This window comes from Enterobacter cloacae complex sp. S1 (assembly GCF_014930525.1).
Classification (GTDB): Bacteria; Pseudomonadota; Gammaproteobacteria; order Enterobacterales; family Enterobacteriaceae; genus Enterobacter; species Enterobacter hormaechei_C.
In genome coordinates this window covers 30,163-46,371 of sequence record NZ_JADBRE010000004.1, presented here as the reverse complement: position 1 = coordinate 46,371, position 16,209 = coordinate 30,163, and the positions used below count along the sequence as shown (strand labels likewise).

16 protein-coding genes are annotated in these 16,209 nt (G+C 54.8%); 7 read left to right on the top strand and 9 right to left on the bottom strand.

The window, feature by feature from the left end; translation table 11 throughout:
• Window positions 1-3: 3 nt before the first annotated feature.
• Window positions 4-432, bottom strand: coding sequence for a 50S ribosomal protein L13 (gene rplM / locus IM290_RS02685; protein WP_003860434.1), 429 nt, complete (start codon window positions 430-432; stop codon window positions 4-6).
• A 346-nt stretch (window positions 433-778) separates the two neighbouring features.
• A complete protein-coding gene (gene zapE / locus IM290_RS02680) occupies window positions 779-1,903 on the bottom strand; it encodes a cell division protein ZapE (RefSeq protein WP_015572004.1) in 1,125 nt (374 codons plus the stop codon).
• A gap of 189 nt (window positions 1,904-2,092) precedes the next feature.
• Here zapE and zapG point away from each other — a divergent pair, with 189 nt between their 5' ends.
• The 3 genes from zapG (at window position 2,093) to degS (ending at window position 5,189) form a co-directional block, all read left to right on the top strand.
• A complete protein-coding gene (zapG, locus tag IM290_RS02675) occupies window positions 2,093-2,491 on the top strand; it encodes a Z-ring associated protein ZapG (protein WP_003860432.1) in 399 nt (132 codons plus the stop codon).
• Window positions 2,492-2,661: 170 nt separating this feature from the next.
• On the top strand, window positions 2,662-4,029 hold the full coding sequence (gene degQ, locus IM290_RS02670) for a serine endoprotease DegQ (RefSeq protein ID WP_015572006.1): 1,368 nt from the start codon (window positions 2,662-2,664) through the stop codon (window positions 4,027-4,029).
• 92 nt (window positions 4,030-4,121) lie between these two features.
• The gene (degS, locus tag IM290_RS02665) at window positions 4,122-5,189 is read left to right on the top strand and encodes an outer membrane-stress sensor serine endopeptidase DegS (protein ID WP_003860430.1); all 1,068 of its coding nucleotides are present in this window, start codon (window positions 4,122-4,124) and stop codon (window positions 5,187-5,189) included.
• A gap of 51 nt (window positions 5,190-5,240) precedes the next feature.
• Here degS and mdh read toward each other — a convergent pair whose 3' ends face one another.
• Window positions 5,241-6,179, bottom strand: a complete 939-nt coding sequence (mdh, locus tag IM290_RS02660) for a malate dehydrogenase (protein ID WP_003860429.1) — start codon at window positions 6,177-6,179, stop codon at window positions 5,241-5,243.
• A 397-nt stretch (window positions 6,180-6,576) separates the two neighbouring features.
• Here mdh and argR point away from each other — a divergent pair, with 397 nt between their 5' ends.
• Window positions 6,577-7,047: a transcriptional regulator ArgR gene (gene argR / locus IM290_RS02655; protein ID WP_003860428.1), complete on the top strand. Its 471-nt coding sequence runs from the start codon at window positions 6,577-6,579 to the stop codon at window positions 7,045-7,047.
• Between the two features lie 378 nt (window positions 7,048-7,425).
• The gene (yhcN, locus tag IM290_RS02650; protein ID WP_006812160.1) at window positions 7,426-7,689 is read left to right on the top strand and encodes a peroxide/acid stress response protein YhcN; all 264 of its coding nucleotides are present in this window, start codon (window positions 7,426-7,428) and stop codon (window positions 7,687-7,689) included.
• A 59-nt stretch (window positions 7,690-7,748) separates the two neighbouring features.
• Here yhcN and IM290_RS02645 read toward each other — a convergent pair whose 3' ends face one another.
• From IM290_RS02645 to aaeX, 5 genes are all read right to left on the bottom strand, one after another.
• On the bottom strand, window positions 7,749-8,021 hold the full coding sequence (locus IM290_RS02645; RefSeq protein WP_003860424.1) for a barstar family protein: 273 nt from the start codon (window positions 8,019-8,021) through the stop codon (window positions 7,749-7,751).
• 45 nt (window positions 8,022-8,066) lie between these two features.
• On the bottom strand, window positions 8,067-9,521 hold the full coding sequence (locus IM290_RS02640; RefSeq protein WP_017382714.1) for an NAD-dependent succinate-semialdehyde dehydrogenase: 1,455 nt from the start codon (window positions 9,519-9,521) through the stop codon (window positions 8,067-8,069).
• Between the two features lie 86 nt (window positions 9,522-9,607).
• Window positions 9,608-11,575, bottom strand: coding sequence for a p-hydroxybenzoic acid efflux pump subunit AaeB (aaeB, locus tag IM290_RS02635; RefSeq protein WP_193041837.1), 1,968 nt, complete (start codon window positions 11,573-11,575; stop codon window positions 9,608-9,610).
• 5 nt (window positions 11,576-11,580) lie between these two features.
• Window positions 11,581-12,513, bottom strand: coding sequence for a p-hydroxybenzoic acid efflux pump subunit AaeA (aaeA, locus tag IM290_RS02630; RefSeq protein ID WP_017382713.1), 933 nt, complete (start codon window positions 12,511-12,513; stop codon window positions 11,581-11,583).
• Between the two features lie 7 nt (window positions 12,514-12,520).
• Window positions 12,521-12,724: a p-hydroxybenzoic acid efflux pump operon protein AaeX gene (aaeX, locus tag IM290_RS02625; RefSeq protein ID WP_003860416.1), complete on the bottom strand. Its 204-nt coding sequence runs from the start codon at window positions 12,722-12,724 to the stop codon at window positions 12,521-12,523.
• 179 nt (window positions 12,725-12,903) lie between these two features.
• Between aaeX and aaeR the strand changes: the two genes are divergently transcribed.
• A complete protein-coding gene (gene aaeR / locus IM290_RS02620) occupies window positions 12,904-13,830 on the top strand; it encodes an HTH-type transcriptional activator AaeR (protein ID WP_003860415.1) in 927 nt (308 codons plus the stop codon).
• Window positions 13,831-14,049: 219 nt separating this feature from the next.
• Window positions 14,050-14,664 carry a YagU family protein gene (locus tag IM290_RS02615; protein WP_193041836.1) on the top strand — a complete coding sequence of 205 codons (615 nt, stop codon included), beginning with the start codon at window positions 14,050-14,052 and terminating at the stop codon, window positions 14,662-14,664.
• Between the two features lie 45 nt (window positions 14,665-14,709).
• On the opposite strand, the gene tldD is transcribed toward IM290_RS02615, so the two are convergent.
• Window positions 14,710-16,155, bottom strand: coding sequence for a metalloprotease TldD (gene tldD / locus IM290_RS02610; RefSeq protein ID WP_045344046.1), 1,446 nt, complete (start codon window positions 16,153-16,155; stop codon window positions 14,710-14,712).
• Between the last annotated feature and the right edge of the window lie 54 nt (window positions 16,156-16,209).

The following is a 16,209-nucleotide window of genomic DNA, read 5'->3' as shown; positions in this document are numbered from 1 at the left end:
CGATTAGATGTCAAGAACTTGCGGTTGCTGTGCCGCGTGGTTGTGCTCGTTGCCTGCGTAAACTTTCAGTTTACGGAACATAGCACGACCCAGCGGGCCTTTTGGCAGCATGCCTTTAACCGCGATTTCAATCACACGCTCAGGACGGCGGGCAATCATCTCTTCAAAGGTCGCTTCTTTGATACCACCGATGTGGCCGGTGTGGTGGTAGTACATTTTGTCAGTACGCTTGTTGCCGGTAACAGCAACTTTGTCAGCGTTCAGAACGATGATGTAATCACCGGTATCAACGTGCGGAGTGTATTCCGCTTTATGCTTACCGCGCAGGCGACGAGCCAGTTCAGTAGCCAGACGGCCCAGAGTTTTACCGGTCGCGTCAACAACATACCAGTCGCGCTGTACGGTTTCTGGTTTAGCTGTAAAAGTTTTCATTAAAAGCTTACCCAAATAATAAGTTACACGTTGGTGAACACCCAAACGTTTAGTCAGTTGAGGTTCACACGACAAAGTCCGGCAAACCTACCCCTTCGAATAGCACATGCCGACACATAGAAAGTTTCGGGAAAAAAACCTTCTCGTAACGTGGGGTCGCAAGATTATAGAGAAGTTGAGGTCAAAGATCGACCCTTAAATGTGATTTGGAATGGGTTTTTCGGGGTCAGGTATTGTGCGGTCTGGTGCCCTCACCCCCAGCCCCTCTCCCACGGGGAGAGGGTAGCGTTTGTTAAGGCCTGATGCCCTCACCCTCGGCCCCTCCCCCATGGGGAGAGGGGCGTATTTATGGCATATGCTCACGCTTGAGGTACTCTTCGCTCTGCATCTCTTGCAGGCGCGACAGGCAGCGCTGGAACTCAAACTTCAGGCGCTCGCCCTGATAAACCTCATATAAAGGCACCTCGGCGCTGACCACCAGCTTAACGTGGCGCTCGTAAAACTCATCTACCAGCGCGATGAAGCGGCGCGCTTCACTCTCCATGAGTGGGGTCATAACGGGCACATCCCACAACATAACGGTATGGAACAGACGCGAAAGCGCAATGTAGTCATGCTGGCTGCGGGCGTCCACGCAGAGCGTTGCAAACGAGACGGCCAGCGTCTGGTTTTCTACGCCAAGCGTCGGCAACGGACGATGATTAATCTCCAGCGCTGGCGCGTTACCCCGCGGCGCTCCCGCCAGCGCCAGCCACAGTTTATCCATCTCGCGGGCTGTGTCGGCGTTCAACGGCGAAAGCCACAGGTGTGCCTGCGTTAATGTGCGCAGTCGATAATCGACGCCGGCATCGACGTTCATGATGTCGCAGTGCTGTTTGATAGCATCAATGGCCGGCAGGAAACGCGCCCGCTGGAGACCATTGCGATAAAGCTCATCCGGCGGGATATTGGAGGTCGCCACCAGAGTGATCCCACGCGCAAACAGCGCTTTCATGAGGCCCCCCAACAGCATGGCATCCGTAATATCGGAAACGAAGAACTCGTCGAAGCAGAGCACGTCCGTTTCCGCCTTAAAGCGATCGGCCACAATGTCCAGCGGGTCGGTTTCGCCCTGGAGCGCCGTCAGCTCTTCATGGACCCGCAGCATAAAACGGTGAAAGTGCAGGCGCTGCTTACGCGTGCCGGGCAGGCTCTGGTAGAACATGTCCATCAGCCAGGTCTTACCCCGCCCAACGCCGCCCCACATATATAAGCCACGAACCGGTGCGTTTACCGTGGGCTCTTTTTTGCCCAGTAAACGGCCGAATGCCGCCTTCAGCCCACTGCTCTGCACCGCATCGGCGGGTTTCGCCAGAAGTTCCTGATAAATCGTGTCCAGGCGGTTAACCGCTTCACGCTGGACATCATCCGGCTGGTGTGTGCCCTCGCTCAGGGCCAGTTGGTAACGCGATGAAGGGGACAGGTTTTGCATGATGTTGTTGTTATTCCTTTAGTTAAACCTCACCAGCGCGCGTGGCTGATGAAAAAAAGGCCGTTCTACACTACGCGATGATACGTCAGGATTCCACTTCTGCGGAAATAGCGGTTATAGTGGCATAATCAGGCACAGGCAGGAGCCGAGCCAACACCCTACGGAACAACAAGACAACGGGAGAAGTTCATGACCTGGGAATATGCGCTAATCGGTTTAGTCGTCGGCATCATCATTGGTGCTGTGGCCATGCGTTTCGGTAACCGCAAATTGCGTCAGCAGCAGTCACTGCAATACGAACTGGAAAAGAACAAAGCCGAACTGGAAGAATATCGCGAAGAGCTGGTCAGCCACTTTGCCCGTAGCGCTGAGCTGCTGGACAACATGGCGACAGATTATCGCCAGCTCTACCAGCACATGGCGAAAAGCTCCAGCAGCCTGCTGCCGGAAATGACCGCGGAGACCAACCCCTTCCGCAATCGTCTGGCTGATTCTGAAGCCGGTAACGATCAGGCTCCGGTTCAGATGCCACGCGACTATTCAGACGGCGCGTCCGGCCTGCTGCGCGGTGGCGTAAAACGCGATTAATCGCACAACCTGAATAAATTTTACGGGCGCACCTTATGCGCCCGTCCTTTCTTCCCGTCCCCAGCTATTATTTAGTCAAACACCTCATTGTTCAGCGGTTGAAAATTCAATAACATCAAGATGTTTTTGGGGCCGTTCTTTTTCATTCCAGGATACGAGAGTCAGCATCAATGAAGAAAAAAAACCAGCTGTTGAGCGCCTTAGCGTTAAGTGTCGGGTTATCTCTCTCGGCGTCCTTCCCCGCCAGTGCGGCACTGCCTTCGCAGGTGCCTGGACAAGAAGCCATTCCCAGCCTTGCGCCGATGCTTGAAAAAGTCCTGCCTGCGGTAGTCAGCGTTCAGGTGGAAGGGACGGCACGCCAAAGCCAGCGTATTCCTGAAGAGCTGAAGAAATATTTTGGCGAAGACGCGCCGGATCAGCAGGCTCAGCCGTTTGAAGGCCTGGGCTCAGGGGTGATTATCGACGCGGCTAAGGGCTATATCCTGACCAATAACCACGTGATCAGCCAGGCCGATAAAATCAGCGTTCAGCTGAACGATGGTCGGGAGTTTGACGCCAAACTGATCGGCGGTGACGATCAGAGTGATATCGCCCTGCTACAGGTGCAAAACCCCAGCAACCTGACCCAGATCGCCATTGCAGATTCCGATAAGCTGCGCGTCGGTGATTTTGCCGTCGCGGTCGGTAACCCGTTCGGTTTAGGCCAGACCGCCACCTCCGGGATTGTCTCCGCCCTGGGGCGCAGCGGCCTGAATCTCGAAGGGCTGGAAAACTTCATCCAGACCGATGCCTCCATCAACCGGGGCAACTCCGGCGGTGCGCTGCTTAATCTGAACGGTGAGCTGATCGGCATCAACACCGCTATCCTCGCGCCAGGCGGCGGCAGCATCGGGATTGGTTTTGCCATTCCGAGTAACATGGCGAAAACCCTGTCTCAACAGCTGATTCAGTTTGGCGAGGTTAAGCGCGGTCTGCTGGGCATCAAAGGCATGGAGATGAGCGCCGATATCGCCAAAGCCTTTAAGCTCAACGTCCAGCGCGGGGCGTTTGTCAGCGAAGTGCTGCCCAACTCAGGCTCTGCGAAAGCGGGCGTGAAATCCGGCGACATTATTGTCAGCCTGAACGATAAACCGCTGAGCAGCTTCGCTGAATTACGATCACGTATTGCCACCACGGAGCCGGGCGCTAAAGTGAAGCTGGGCCTGATCCGTGAGGGCAAACCGCTGACCGTGGAAGTGACGCTGGACAAGAGCACCTCCTCTTCCGCCAGCGCAGAACAGATCTCCCCTGCTCTACAGGGCGCTACGCTGAGCGACGGTCAGCTTAAAAACGGCACGAAAGGCATTACCGTCACTACCGTTGAGAAGAGCAGCCCGGCCGCGCAGGCAGGTTTACATCAGGACGACGTAATCGTGGGCGTGAACCGCACTCGCGTGCAGTCTATTGCCGAAATGCGTAAGGTGCTGGAGAGTAAACCGGCGGTCATTGCCCTGCAAATTATCCGAGGCAACGACACCCTCTACATTTTACTGCGTTAACCATTTGCGACTCCGGACATCGCCGCTGCGTGTGATGTCCGGATAACTCATGTTATGCTGCAAACCGTTCCTTTTTTAACGACACACGCATCATGCTTTTAAAGCTCTTTCGTTCAATTGTCATTGGTTTGATCGTTGCCGGTCTGCTGCTGGTGGCTATGCCATCTTTACGCCAGTTCAACAAACTGTCGGCTCCTCAGTTCGACAGCACGGATGAAACGCCTGCGACGTACAATCAGGCGGTACGCCGTGCCGCCCCCGCCGTGGTTAACGTCTATAACCGCGGGCTTAACAGTTCCGCTCATAACCAGCTGGAGATCCGCACGCTCGGTTCCGGTGTGATCATGGATGACCGGGGCTACATCATCACCAATAAACACGTCATTAACGATGCCGACCAGATTATCGTCGCCTTACAGGATGGCCGCGTGTTTGAAGCCCTGCTGGTGGGGTCGGACAGCCTTACCGACCTGGCGGTGCTGAAGATCAACGCCACGGGCGGTCTGCCGACAATCCCGATTAATCGCAAACGCACCCCGCACATCGGCGATGTGGTGCTGGCGATCGGTAACCCGTACAACCTGGGCCAGACCATCACTCAGGGGATCATCAGCGCGACCGGTCGTATCGGCCTGAACCCGTCAGGGCGGCAGAACTTCCTGCAAACCGATGCCTCAATCAACCACGGTAACTCCGGCGGTGCTCTGGTGAACTCTCTGGGCGAACTGATGGGCATTAACACCCTCTCATTCGACAAGAGCAACGACGGCGAAACGCCGGAAGGGATTGGCTTTGCCATTCCGTTCCAGCTGGCGACCAAGATCATGGACAAGCTGATCCGCGATGGCCGCGTGATCCGTGGCTACATCGGTATTGGCGGGCGTGAAATCGCGCCGATGCATACGCAGGGCGGTGGTATCGATCAGATCCAGGGGATTGTGGTCAACGAAGTGGCGCCTGGCGGCCCGGCGGCCAACGCAGGTATCCAGGTGAACGACGTTATCCTTTCCGTCAACGGTACGCCAGCGGTCTCTGCGCTGGAAACCATGGACCAGGTGGCTGAGATTCGCCCGGGCTCCATCATCCCTGTTGAAGTCATGCGTAATGACAAGAAGCTGACGATTCAGGTCACCATCCAGGAATACCCGGCCACTAACTGACGGGCATAAAAAAACGGAGCTTAACGCTCCGTTTTTTTTACCGGGATAAGATCACTTGTTAACGAATTCTTCGCCCAGCGTAATGTCTTTCTTCAGCGTATCCAGCATGCCTTCCATCGCGTTTTGCTCAAACGCGCTCAGCGTGCCGATAGACTTACGCTCTTCAACACCGTTTTTACCCAGCAGCAGCGGCTGAGAGAAGAAGCGCGCGTGTTCACCGTCGCCTTCAACATAGGCGCATTCAACAACGCCTTTTTCGCCCTGCAACGCGCGAACCAGAGACAGGCCGAAACGTGCCGCCGCCTGGCCCATAGACAGGGTTGCAGAACCGCCACCCGCCTTCGCTTCCACCACTTCGGTGCCTGCGTTCTGAATACGTTTGGTCAGGTCAGCCACTTCCTGCTCGGTGAAGCTCACGCCCGGGATCTGCGACAGCAGAGGCAGGATGGTCACGCCAGAGTGACCGCCGATAACCGGCACTTCCACTTCCGTTGGCTGCTTGCCTTTCAGCTCAGCCACGAAGGTATTGGAGCGGATGATATCCAGCGTAGTTACGCCGAACAGTTTGTTCTTGTCGTAAACGCCCGCTTTCTTCAGCACTTCTGCTGCGATAGCAACGGTGGTGTTCACCGGGTTGGTGATGATCCCGATGCACGCTTTCGGGCAGGTTTCAGCGATCTGCTGAACCAGGTTTTTCACGATGCCCGCGTTGACGTTGAACAGGTCTGAACGATCCATACCCGGTTTACGTGCAACACCCGCGGAGATCAGCACCACGTCGGCACCCTGCAACGCAGGACGCGCATCTTCACCGGAGAAGCCTTTGATTTTCACAGCTGTCGGGATGTGGCTCAGGTCAACCGCCACACCTGGGGTTACCGGAGCAATATCGTACAGGGAGAGTTCTGAGCCTGAAGGCAGTTGGGTTTTCAGTAGTAGGGCAAGCGCCTGGCCGATACCACCAGCAGCGCCGAGGACTGCGACTTTCATCCTAAACTCCTTATTATGGTTAACTTAAGTATCTGTAACTCCGTTGCGGCGACCATAATTCAGCACGTCATTAATTACAATTTTCATCGCTAAAGAATTTGAGGTCGCACGTCTTTCGCCTTCACCTGAATACTATCGGGATGTAGGCAACAACGAATTAAGAGGGGGTTACAATACACCCTGCCACGCCACCAAAACAACATCATTTTGATAACATTTAATTTACTTTTTAGCTTATTTGCGCGGCGTGACCCAGGCATGTTTTCCGATAACAAAATCTGATAAAATCTCTCCCTTTCATAACATTATTTCAGCCTGGTGCCAGGTAGATAATTTGCATAAAAATTCATCCACATGCATAATAATGTTGTTTCTATCGTCATATTCCGGGTGACTTATGCGAAGCTCGTCTAAGCAAGAAGAATTAGTAAAGGCGTTTAAAGCGCTACTCAAAGAAGAGAAATTCAGTTCTCAGGGAGAAATTGTTCAGGCGTTGCAGGAACAAGGCTTCGACAACATCAACCAGTCGAAGGTCTCTCGCATGTTAACCAAGTTTGGTGCGGTGCGTACGCGCAACGCCAAAATGGAAATGGTTTATTGCCTGCCTGCTGAACTTGGCGTGCCAACGACCTCCAGCCCGCTGAAAAACCTGGTTCTGGACATCGACTACAACGATGCCGTGGTCGTGATCCACACCAGCCCGGGCGCAGCCCAGCTGATTGCCCGCCTGCTGGACTCGCTGGGTAAAGCAGAGGGGATCCTCGGAACTATTGCTGGTGATGACACCATTTTTACCACCCCGGCAAATGGTTTCTCGGTGAAAGACCTCTACGAAGCGATTCTGGTCCTGTTCGAACAGGAGCTGTAATTGTCTGCCCCGTAGCGCCTGGCTGCGGGGATCATTCTGCTCTTTCCGCGTTTTACCCTGCTTTTCTCTGCCTGCTACTTTTGCAAATAGTGCTTTTTACCGCCTGTTAACATTCATTCAGTGAATGGTCTGCCGCAAAATCGCACAAAAAATCAAATTGCCCTATCCCTTTGATTTATACAAGAAAAAACTAAAAACCTCGCATTGTGACGCCCTTTTTTATGCATTCTCGTTATAAAAAATGAATTTTTTAACGCGTAATAACAGACGAAACCATTAGCCTGATATTAATTTTTTGCGTGATTAGTGTATACTTGATTTTGTGATGAGGGTCACAGAACAAAGACCCCAGTAAAATAATTGACGAGGTAAATAATCATGAAAATTAAAACCACCGTAGCTGCCCTGAGCGTACTGTCAGTCCTGTCATTCGGTGCGTTTGCAGCCGACACCATTAATGCTGAACAGGCACAATCCCGTCAGGCTATCGGTACTGTTTCTGTTGGTGCCATCGGTACGTCTCCGATGGACATGCACGAAATGCTGAACAAAAAAGCGGAAGAACAGGGTGCGTCATCCTATCGCATCATCGAAGCGCGCAGTGGCGACCACTGGCACGCTACCGCAGAACTGTACAAATAAACCCTCGTCGTATCTCATCATACGACTTGCCCCTGACCTCCCGGTCAGGGGCTTTTTTATCACTGGCGCACGTTGAAACGCAGTTGCCCTTCCAGCTCCTCCTCCGCTTCATCAAACAATAAAATCAATGCACCAAAGCGTCTGCGTAGTTTTTCAGGCAGATGGGTAAATTCGATTTCCAGCGGTAACGGCAGACGATCGCCGGTAACCACATCCCACAGCATATCAAGATTGCTTACGCTGCCCCGCTCCAGGTCGAACGCCCGAATAAACTCGCGATAGAAGTCTTCCTGACTCTCAATTTCGTCAAAATCAAAGGTATAAATTTTCATTGCCAGCCACCCGGTACAGGCGGGCGGCAAATGCCGCCCTGTCTATTATAATCCCCCGATATGCAGGGTTTTGACTTCCAGAAACTCCTCCAGCCCCAGCACGGACCCTTCGCGGCCCAGCCCGGACTCTTTTACGCCCCCAAACGGACCCAGTTCGGTCGAGACAGCACATTCGTTAATTCCGATCATGCCGCTCTCAATGGCCTGCGAGACGCGGAACACGCGCGAGAGATTCTGGGTATAAAAGTAGGCTGCCAGCCCGTAAGGCGTATTGTTAGCGCGCATAACCACTTCGTCTTCCGACGTGAAGCGGAAGCAGGCGGCAACGGGACCAAAGGTCTCCTCTTCTGCCAGTTTCATGCCTTCATGGCAGTCACCGAGTACGGTTGGCATCCAGAAGTTGCCGCCAAGTTCGTGCGGTTTACCCCCAGCCAGCACCGTGGCGCCCTTCGCTACCGCATCTTCGACGTGCTCACGGACTTTTTCGACAGCCGAAGGCTCAATCAGCGGGCCGACAACGACGCCCTCGTCCAGACCGTTACCCACCTTCAGCGCCTTCACCGCATCGGCAAGTTGATTGACAAACTTGTCATAGACCGTCTCCTGAATATAGAAACGGTTTACGCTGACGCAGACCTGCCCGGCGTTACGGAACTTATTGGCAATCGCGCCTTTGACGGCGGCCTCAATATCCGCGTCCTCGAAAACGATATATGGCGCATTACCGCCCAGCTCCATCGATACCTTTTTCATGGTCTCAGCGGAATTGCGAACCAGCGTTTTCCCGACGGCGGTTGATCCCGTAAACGAGATTTTGCGCACGTCATGGCTGGCCATAATGGCGTCGCTAATTTCTGAGGTGCTCCCCGCGACCGCATTCAGCACACCATCCGGCACACCGGCCTGCTTCGCCAGCGTCAGCAGCGCAAAGGCGCTCAGCGGCGTGTTGTTTGCAGGCTTGATGACGCCGGTACATCCTGCTGCCAGCGCCGGGCCGAGCTTACGGGTGAGCATAGCCATCGGGAAATTCCATGGCGTGATAGCAGCAACCACCCCAACAGGCTCACGAGTGGCCAGAATACGGGAGCCGGGTTTAACCGGAGGAATGATTTCACCGTTGGCGCGCTTAGCCTGCTCGGCAAACCACTGAATGAAGCTGGCAGCATAGTCCACCTCACCTTCAGCCTCTTTCAGCGGCTTGCCCTGCTCGGTAGTCATCAGTCGCCCGAGCCAGCTTTTATTCTCGATAATCAGTTCATACCAGCGATAGAGGATCGTGGAGCGCTCTTTTGCCGTTTTTGCGCGCCATGCGGGAAAGGCCTTCGTCGCGGCCGCAATGGCCTCTTCGGTTTCGGCTTTCCCTGCTTTCGCCACTTTCGCGACCACCTCGCCCGTGGCCGGGTTTAGCACATCAAACGTGGTGTCGAGTGTTTTCCAGATACCGTTGACCAGATACCCGGTCTGAAAAAGAATACTGTCCTGAAGAGCCTGGGTTGTCATGTGTCCTCCCTTCCTGAATGTTTGAACCTGCAAGAATAAGTATAGCCACAAAAAAACCGACGCTTTTGGCGTCGGTTTTCTCTTCGTTAGCTGTCTGTCAGCGCATTCTGGTAGCGGTGCAGCATAAACACCAGCCGCTCTACCGGCTCGGTAACCTGCGGCGGCGCTTCCCAGATCCGCAGTTTCTCCTGGTAGATATCCAGCTCCTCCAGCAGTTGCTTAAAGTAGCGGCGACGTTTGTCATCACTCGATGCCGATATCACATGGTCCGCCGTTCGCCGTAGCTGGCGGTGGTAGGCGGACAAATCGTCGTTGATCGGCACTGGCGCGTTCCGCAGACGCTGGTGCGCGATAATCATGGTTAACGCCAGGCGGAAGCGGGCGACATCGCCCGGGAATTTATTCAGCAACAGGAACAATTGCTGATAGAGCGCCGGCAGGTGGTTCTCCTTGCGCCGCGCGGTGTTGGTAGTCAATGACGATACGGCGGCCGACACAAACTGATTCAGCAGCACACGCCCTGTCCGCGCCTGAGAGTTATCCCGCACCAGCAGGATCACCATCATCGCCAGGAAACAGCCCACCAGCTGACCTAATGCGCTATCCAGGAACTGGCTGAAATGGAAGGTCATCGGGTTATCCAGCACGATGATGTTAATCGTGCTCGCCAGCGCACCCAACGATCCCAGACGGCGTTTTTGTACCTCAATCCCGATAAAGAACGCCATCACCGCCAGGCTGATGCAGAGCAAAAGCATGCTTTGCTGCGTCGAGGGGATAATCACCAGGAAGTAGAGCGCGCCAATGGGTAACGCCGCAATGGTGCCGTACAGAAAATCGATCGCGACCATGCGCGGGTTGGGCAGACGCATCGCCAGCGCGGTGACGACGGCAATCATCACCATCGCGCCGCTGCCGGACGTCCAGCCGGTCCACAGCCAGAACAGCGTGCCGAGTATACAGGCCAGGGTGGTACGCCAGAAGTTAACCATCGCATGATGGCGCTCGGCGGATTCCGGTTTGATCACCACTTCGCCCTGCAATACCTCTTCTTCCGCCGCGCTGATTTTGGTGTTGCTAATCACGCCGCGTTTCAGGAGCAGGTAGCGCGTTGCGGCGCCAACCCAGGTATAAATGGTGACTGGCGTATCCCGTTCTCCTGTCCAGGCAATCACACGACGCATGCGTTTAAGCTGTCGATGCACGTCCTGCACCGTCTCCACGGGCTCATCAAACAGTTCGCGGAAAGTATCCGTTACCACTTCGGGGCGGGTGTTCTGAATCAGGTAGGTTTCACACGCCTGGGTGATCAGCATTAGCGAGACGGTATTGATCGCTTTCAGACGACGATTGGCCCGCTCCCAGCGGGAAGACTCCATATTGAGATTACTGCGCATCCCTTCCAGCGCCTGCGTGCGGCGCACCAGCGCGCTCCAGGCCTTGTCGACCTCTTCGCTGTCGCCGTGCTTAATGCACAGCTGCATGAGCTGGTACTGGGCAACAATCAGCGCGTCCAGCTCACGATCGACTTCCTGCTTGATGGATCGCGGAGAGAAGAGCAGATCTGCGACAATCGCGCAGACGATACCAATGACAATCTCGCTACAACGTTCCACGGCGAACTGCGGAGCAAGCAGCGGTTCACTCTGAATGGTGATGATAATAATCAGCGCGGTATACCCCGCCAGACCCCAGGCGTACGAGTTCTCCACCTTCACCAGCGAAGAGACCCAGGTGCAAAAACCCGCCCAGATACAGCACACAATCAGCATCAGCAGCGGTGTGCGGATCATCAGGATGATAATGGTCAGGGCGGCGATACAGCCGATAAAGGTGCCGATAATACGCAGCATCCCGCGATAGCGAATTGCCCCGGAGTAAGGTTCGCCACCCGCCGCGAAGGCTGGACCGGCGGCGACGATCGCGGCGGTCAGAACGGCCCAGCGCGGCGTTTCAAGCTGGAAATGGAAGCCAACAAACAGCGCCAGCACAATGGCGCATGCCAGCTTCACGGCGAAGCGGATGTGCTGGCTGGCGATGGAAAAAATGCCCATAGCGATCAACCAAACTCGCGCAGGCGATGGGCGATTTGACGGAAGATAGAATCCTGGCTGGCATCACGGTCTTTTTCACCCGTGATCACCACCGTCGCGGTGGTGCCTGCGGGCCAGAGGTTGCTCTGCTGCTCATCCAGACGAATGCGTACCGGTACGCGCTGCGCCAGGCGAACCCACTCGAGGTTAGAATCGACGGTCGCCATCCCTTTTGTATCATTGGTACTGCTGGAGTTGGTCACCCCCGCGGCCACGCTGTCCACGGTTCCCTTCAGGACCCGGTTGCTGCCGAGCGGCGTGATTTCGGCGCGATAGCCCGGACGCACGCCTTCCAGCTTGGTCTCTTCCATATAGGCGAGGACGTAGAAGGAGTTCTGTTTCACCAGCGCCACGGCAGTTGAGCCGCGCGTGATAAACTCACCCGCATAGACGTTGAGGTTGGTCACCCAGCCATCGGACGGCGCGCGGATAACGGTACGTTCCAGATCGAGCTTCGCCAGATCGCGCGTCGCCTGCGCTTTTGCCAGCTGATGCAGCACGGTTTGCAGCACGTTATTAGACTGGTCAATCTCTTCCCGGGACATAGCCTGGATGCCCAGCTTGTTACGGCGACCTGCTTCACGGCGTTTTTCAGCGGCCAGCGCGTTGTAATACGCCACGTCGGCTTCCGCTTCTTCCAGCGCTTTTTGATAGCGCGGCTGGTCGATGGTGAACAGCACCTGATCTTTTTTCACCAGTTGGTTATCGTGGACGTTGACCGCCGTAATGAGACCGGCGACATCGGGCGCTATCGCGACCACCTCCGCGCTGAAACGCGCATCGCGCGTCCACGGGGATTCGGTGTAATAAACCCAGGCGCGAAAAATAGCGATGAACGCCAGGATGACCAGCGCCATAGTGATGGCAGTGCGGGAGATTTTTCTTGTTAGCGTTTTCACATCAACCTCAGACAAACATGCGCGATATTAAATAGAACAGGCAGCAATACAGCGCGGTATTGAACAATGCAGGATGCCAGACGAAATCATAAATCCCGGTAGGGACCAGCACCTTGCGCACCAGCCAGAAGATCGCCAGTGATAAAAGAAGCTCGAAAAATATCGGTGGGAACGACAAACCGAACACCACGATAACGGGAAACAGACTCATGTTGACCTTGATTAAAGAGAGTGCAGGTTACTGGATTTTTAAGCTCGCGCCGCCGCAGGAGAGCAAGAATTGCCGGGCGAGAGTGGCGCAGCCGTTATGTAATTAATAATATATTAACGTAACTGTTATGCTGTTATCTATCATATGTGATCTAAATCACTTTTAAGCCAGAGTGAATAATGGAACGTCTAAAACGCATGTCCGTCTTTGCGAAAGTGGTTGAGCAAGGCTCTTTTACCGCCGCAGCACGTCAGCTACAAATGAGCGTCTCATCCATTAGCCAGACAGTGTCAAAACTGGAAGATGAGCTCCAGGTGAAGCTGCTCAACCGCAGCACCCGCAGCATTGGGCTGACGGAAGCGGGTAAAATTTACTATCAGGGCTGCCGTCGAATGCTGCATGAGGTGCAGGATGTTCACGAGCAGCTTTATGCCTTTAACAACACGCCTATCGGCACGCTGCGTATCGGGTGTTCTTCAACTATGGCACAAAATGTTCTCGCTGCCATGACGGCGGAAATGCTTAAAGAGTATCCCGGTTTAACCGTTAATCTGGTAACGGGCATTCCGGCACCGGACCTGATTGCCGATGGGTTAGACGTGGTGATCCGCGTTGGCGCGTTGCAGGACTCGAGCCTGTTCTCGCGTCGACTGGGCAGCATGCCGATGGTGGTCTGCGCTTCGAAAAGCTATCTGGCACAGTATGGCGTGCCGGAAAAACCTGCCGACCTGAGCAACCACTCGTGGCTGGAATACAGCGTTCGGCCAGATAACGAATTTGAACTGATCGCGCCGGAAGGGCTTTCCACTAAACTGCTGCCTGAAGGCCGCTTCGTGACCAACGATCCGATGACCATCTCACGCTGGCTGGTGGCCGGAGCCGGGATCGCCTACGTACCGCTGATGTGGGTGATCAACGAGATCAACAGCGGCGTGCTGGAGATCCTCTTCCCGCGCTACCAGTCCGATCCGCGTCCGGTGTACGCGCTCTATACCGAAAAGGACAAGCTGCCGCTGAAGGTGCAGGTCTGTATTAACTATCTGACGGACTATTTTGTGGAAGTGGCGGAGCTGTTTCAGGGCATGCGAGGCAGAAGGAAGGAATAATCAATTTATTCCTGAACGTAAATGACAGATGAATATAACCAGGATGGATCCCTTGTTCATTCAGGAATATTCCTTCGCCACTATCAGGAATAGATAATTGACACTACCGCCGCCAGCCTATTACTTTATATGCAGTCTGCTCGTCAGACTGTTATTAATTTGTTACTGATATGAATAATAAAATGCATTCCGCAGGATGACGTTAAACAAGGAAAAGACATGAATCTGTTTGAACAAACGCTGCCTTCACGCAGGCGCTATGGACTCGCCGCGTTCATCGGTTTAATTGCAGGGATCGTCTCCGCTTTTGTCAAATGGGGAGCCGAAGTGCCACTTCCGCCACGCAGTCCCACCGATTTATTCACCGGCGCATGCGGACCTGAGCAATTAATAAGAGCCGCAAGCCAGATTGACTGCTCCCGCAATTTTTTAAACCCTCCCTATGTATTTTTACGCGACTGGCTGGGCGTTGCTGATCCTAACGCAGCCGTTTATACATTTGCCGGACATATATTTAACTGGGTCGGTGTGACCCATATTATTTTCTCAATCGTCTTCGCTGTTGGGTATTGCGTTGTTGCGGAAGTCTTTCCGAAAATTAAACTCTGGCAGGGTTTGCTGGCGGGTGCGTTAGCCCAGCTTTTTGTGCATATGATCTCCTTCCCGCTGATGGGTCTGACGCCACCGCTGCTTGAGTTGCCGTGGTATGAACACGTGTCAGAGATCGTGGGGCATCTGGTCTGGTTCTGGTCGATCGAAATCATTCGTCGTGACTTGCGTAACCGCATTACTCACGAGCCTGATCCAGAGATACCGCTGGGTAACTTACGTTAAAAAAAAGGCGCTACATCTGTAGCGCCTTTTTTAAGCATCCTAAGATCAGGCCGTGCCGCCCACCGTCAGATTATCCACTTTCAGCGTAGGCTGACCGACGCCCACAGGCAGGCTCTGGCCCTCTTTGCCGCAAACGCCCACGCCGTTATCCAGTTTCAGGTCGTTACCGACCATGGAAATCTGCTGCATGGCCTCAATGCCGGAGCCAATCAGGGTTGCGCCCTTCACCGCTTTGGTCACTTTGCCCTTCTCAATCAGATACGCCTCTGAGGTAGAGAAGACAAATTTGCCGGAGGTGATATCCACCTGACCGCCGCCAAAGTTTGGCGCGAAGATACCGTAATCAACGGATTCGATAATCTCCTGCGGCGTGGACTGGCCCGGCAGCATGTAAGTATTGGTCATGCGCGGCATCGGCAGATGTGCGTAGGATTCACGACGGCCGTTACCCGTCGGCGCAACGCCCATCAGGCGCGCGTTAAGCTTGTCCTGCATGTAGCCTTTCAGTACGCCGTTTTCGATCAGCACGTTGTACTGACCCGGCGTACCTTCATCGTCGATAGAAATCGAGCCGCGACGGTCGAGCATGGTGCCATCATCCACCACGGTACACAGCTCTGAGGAGACAAGCTGCCCCATCTGACCGCTGAATACGGACGTCCCGCGACGGTTGAAATCACCTTCCAGGCCGTGACCGACCGCTTCGTGCAGCAGCACGCCCGGCCAGCCTGCGCCCAGTACCACCGGCAACGTACCGGCGGGTGCAGCCACGGCAGACAGGTTGACCAGCGCCATGCGCACGGCTTCTTTTGCCCATGCATCCGCGCGGGCTTCGCCGTCGACATCACCCAGGAACCAGTCATAACCAAAACGACCGCCGCCACCGCTGGAGCCGCGCTCGCGCTTGCCGTCGTCTTCAACCTGCACGCTGACAGAGAGACGCACCAGCGGGCGAACATCCGCCGCCAGGGTACCGTCCGTCGCCGCCACCAGGATCAGTTCATAAATACCGGTCAGGCTGGCAGAGACTTCCTGCACGCGTTTATCCGCCGCGCGAGCCACTTTGTCCACGCGACGAAGGATGTCCAGCTTCTCTTCGCGGCTCATGCTTTGCAGCGGGTCGATGCTGGTATAGAGCGCAGCGTGCTGCACTTCACCCAGCGTTTTCACCCGTCCGTCGCCCGTATCGCGCACAATGGTTCGCGCCGCCTGCGCGCTCTGCTCCAGCGCGGCCAGGCTTATCTGGTCTGCATAGGCAAAACCGGTTTTTTCGCCGCTGACGGCGCGCACGCCGACGCCCTGGTCAATGTTATAAGAGCCATCTTTAATGATGCTGTCTTCTAAAACCCAGGATTCGTGATAGCTCGACTGGAAATAGAGATCGCCGTAGTCGAGGCGGCGTTCGGTCAGTTGACCAAGAATGGAGAACAGGTCCTGATGGCTCAGGCCGTTCGCTGCGAGCAAATGTTCACTTACCAGGTTCAGACTCATCTATTGCTACTCGTTCGTTGCCGCCCGTGGCGGTATAAAGATCGTATTTATTGA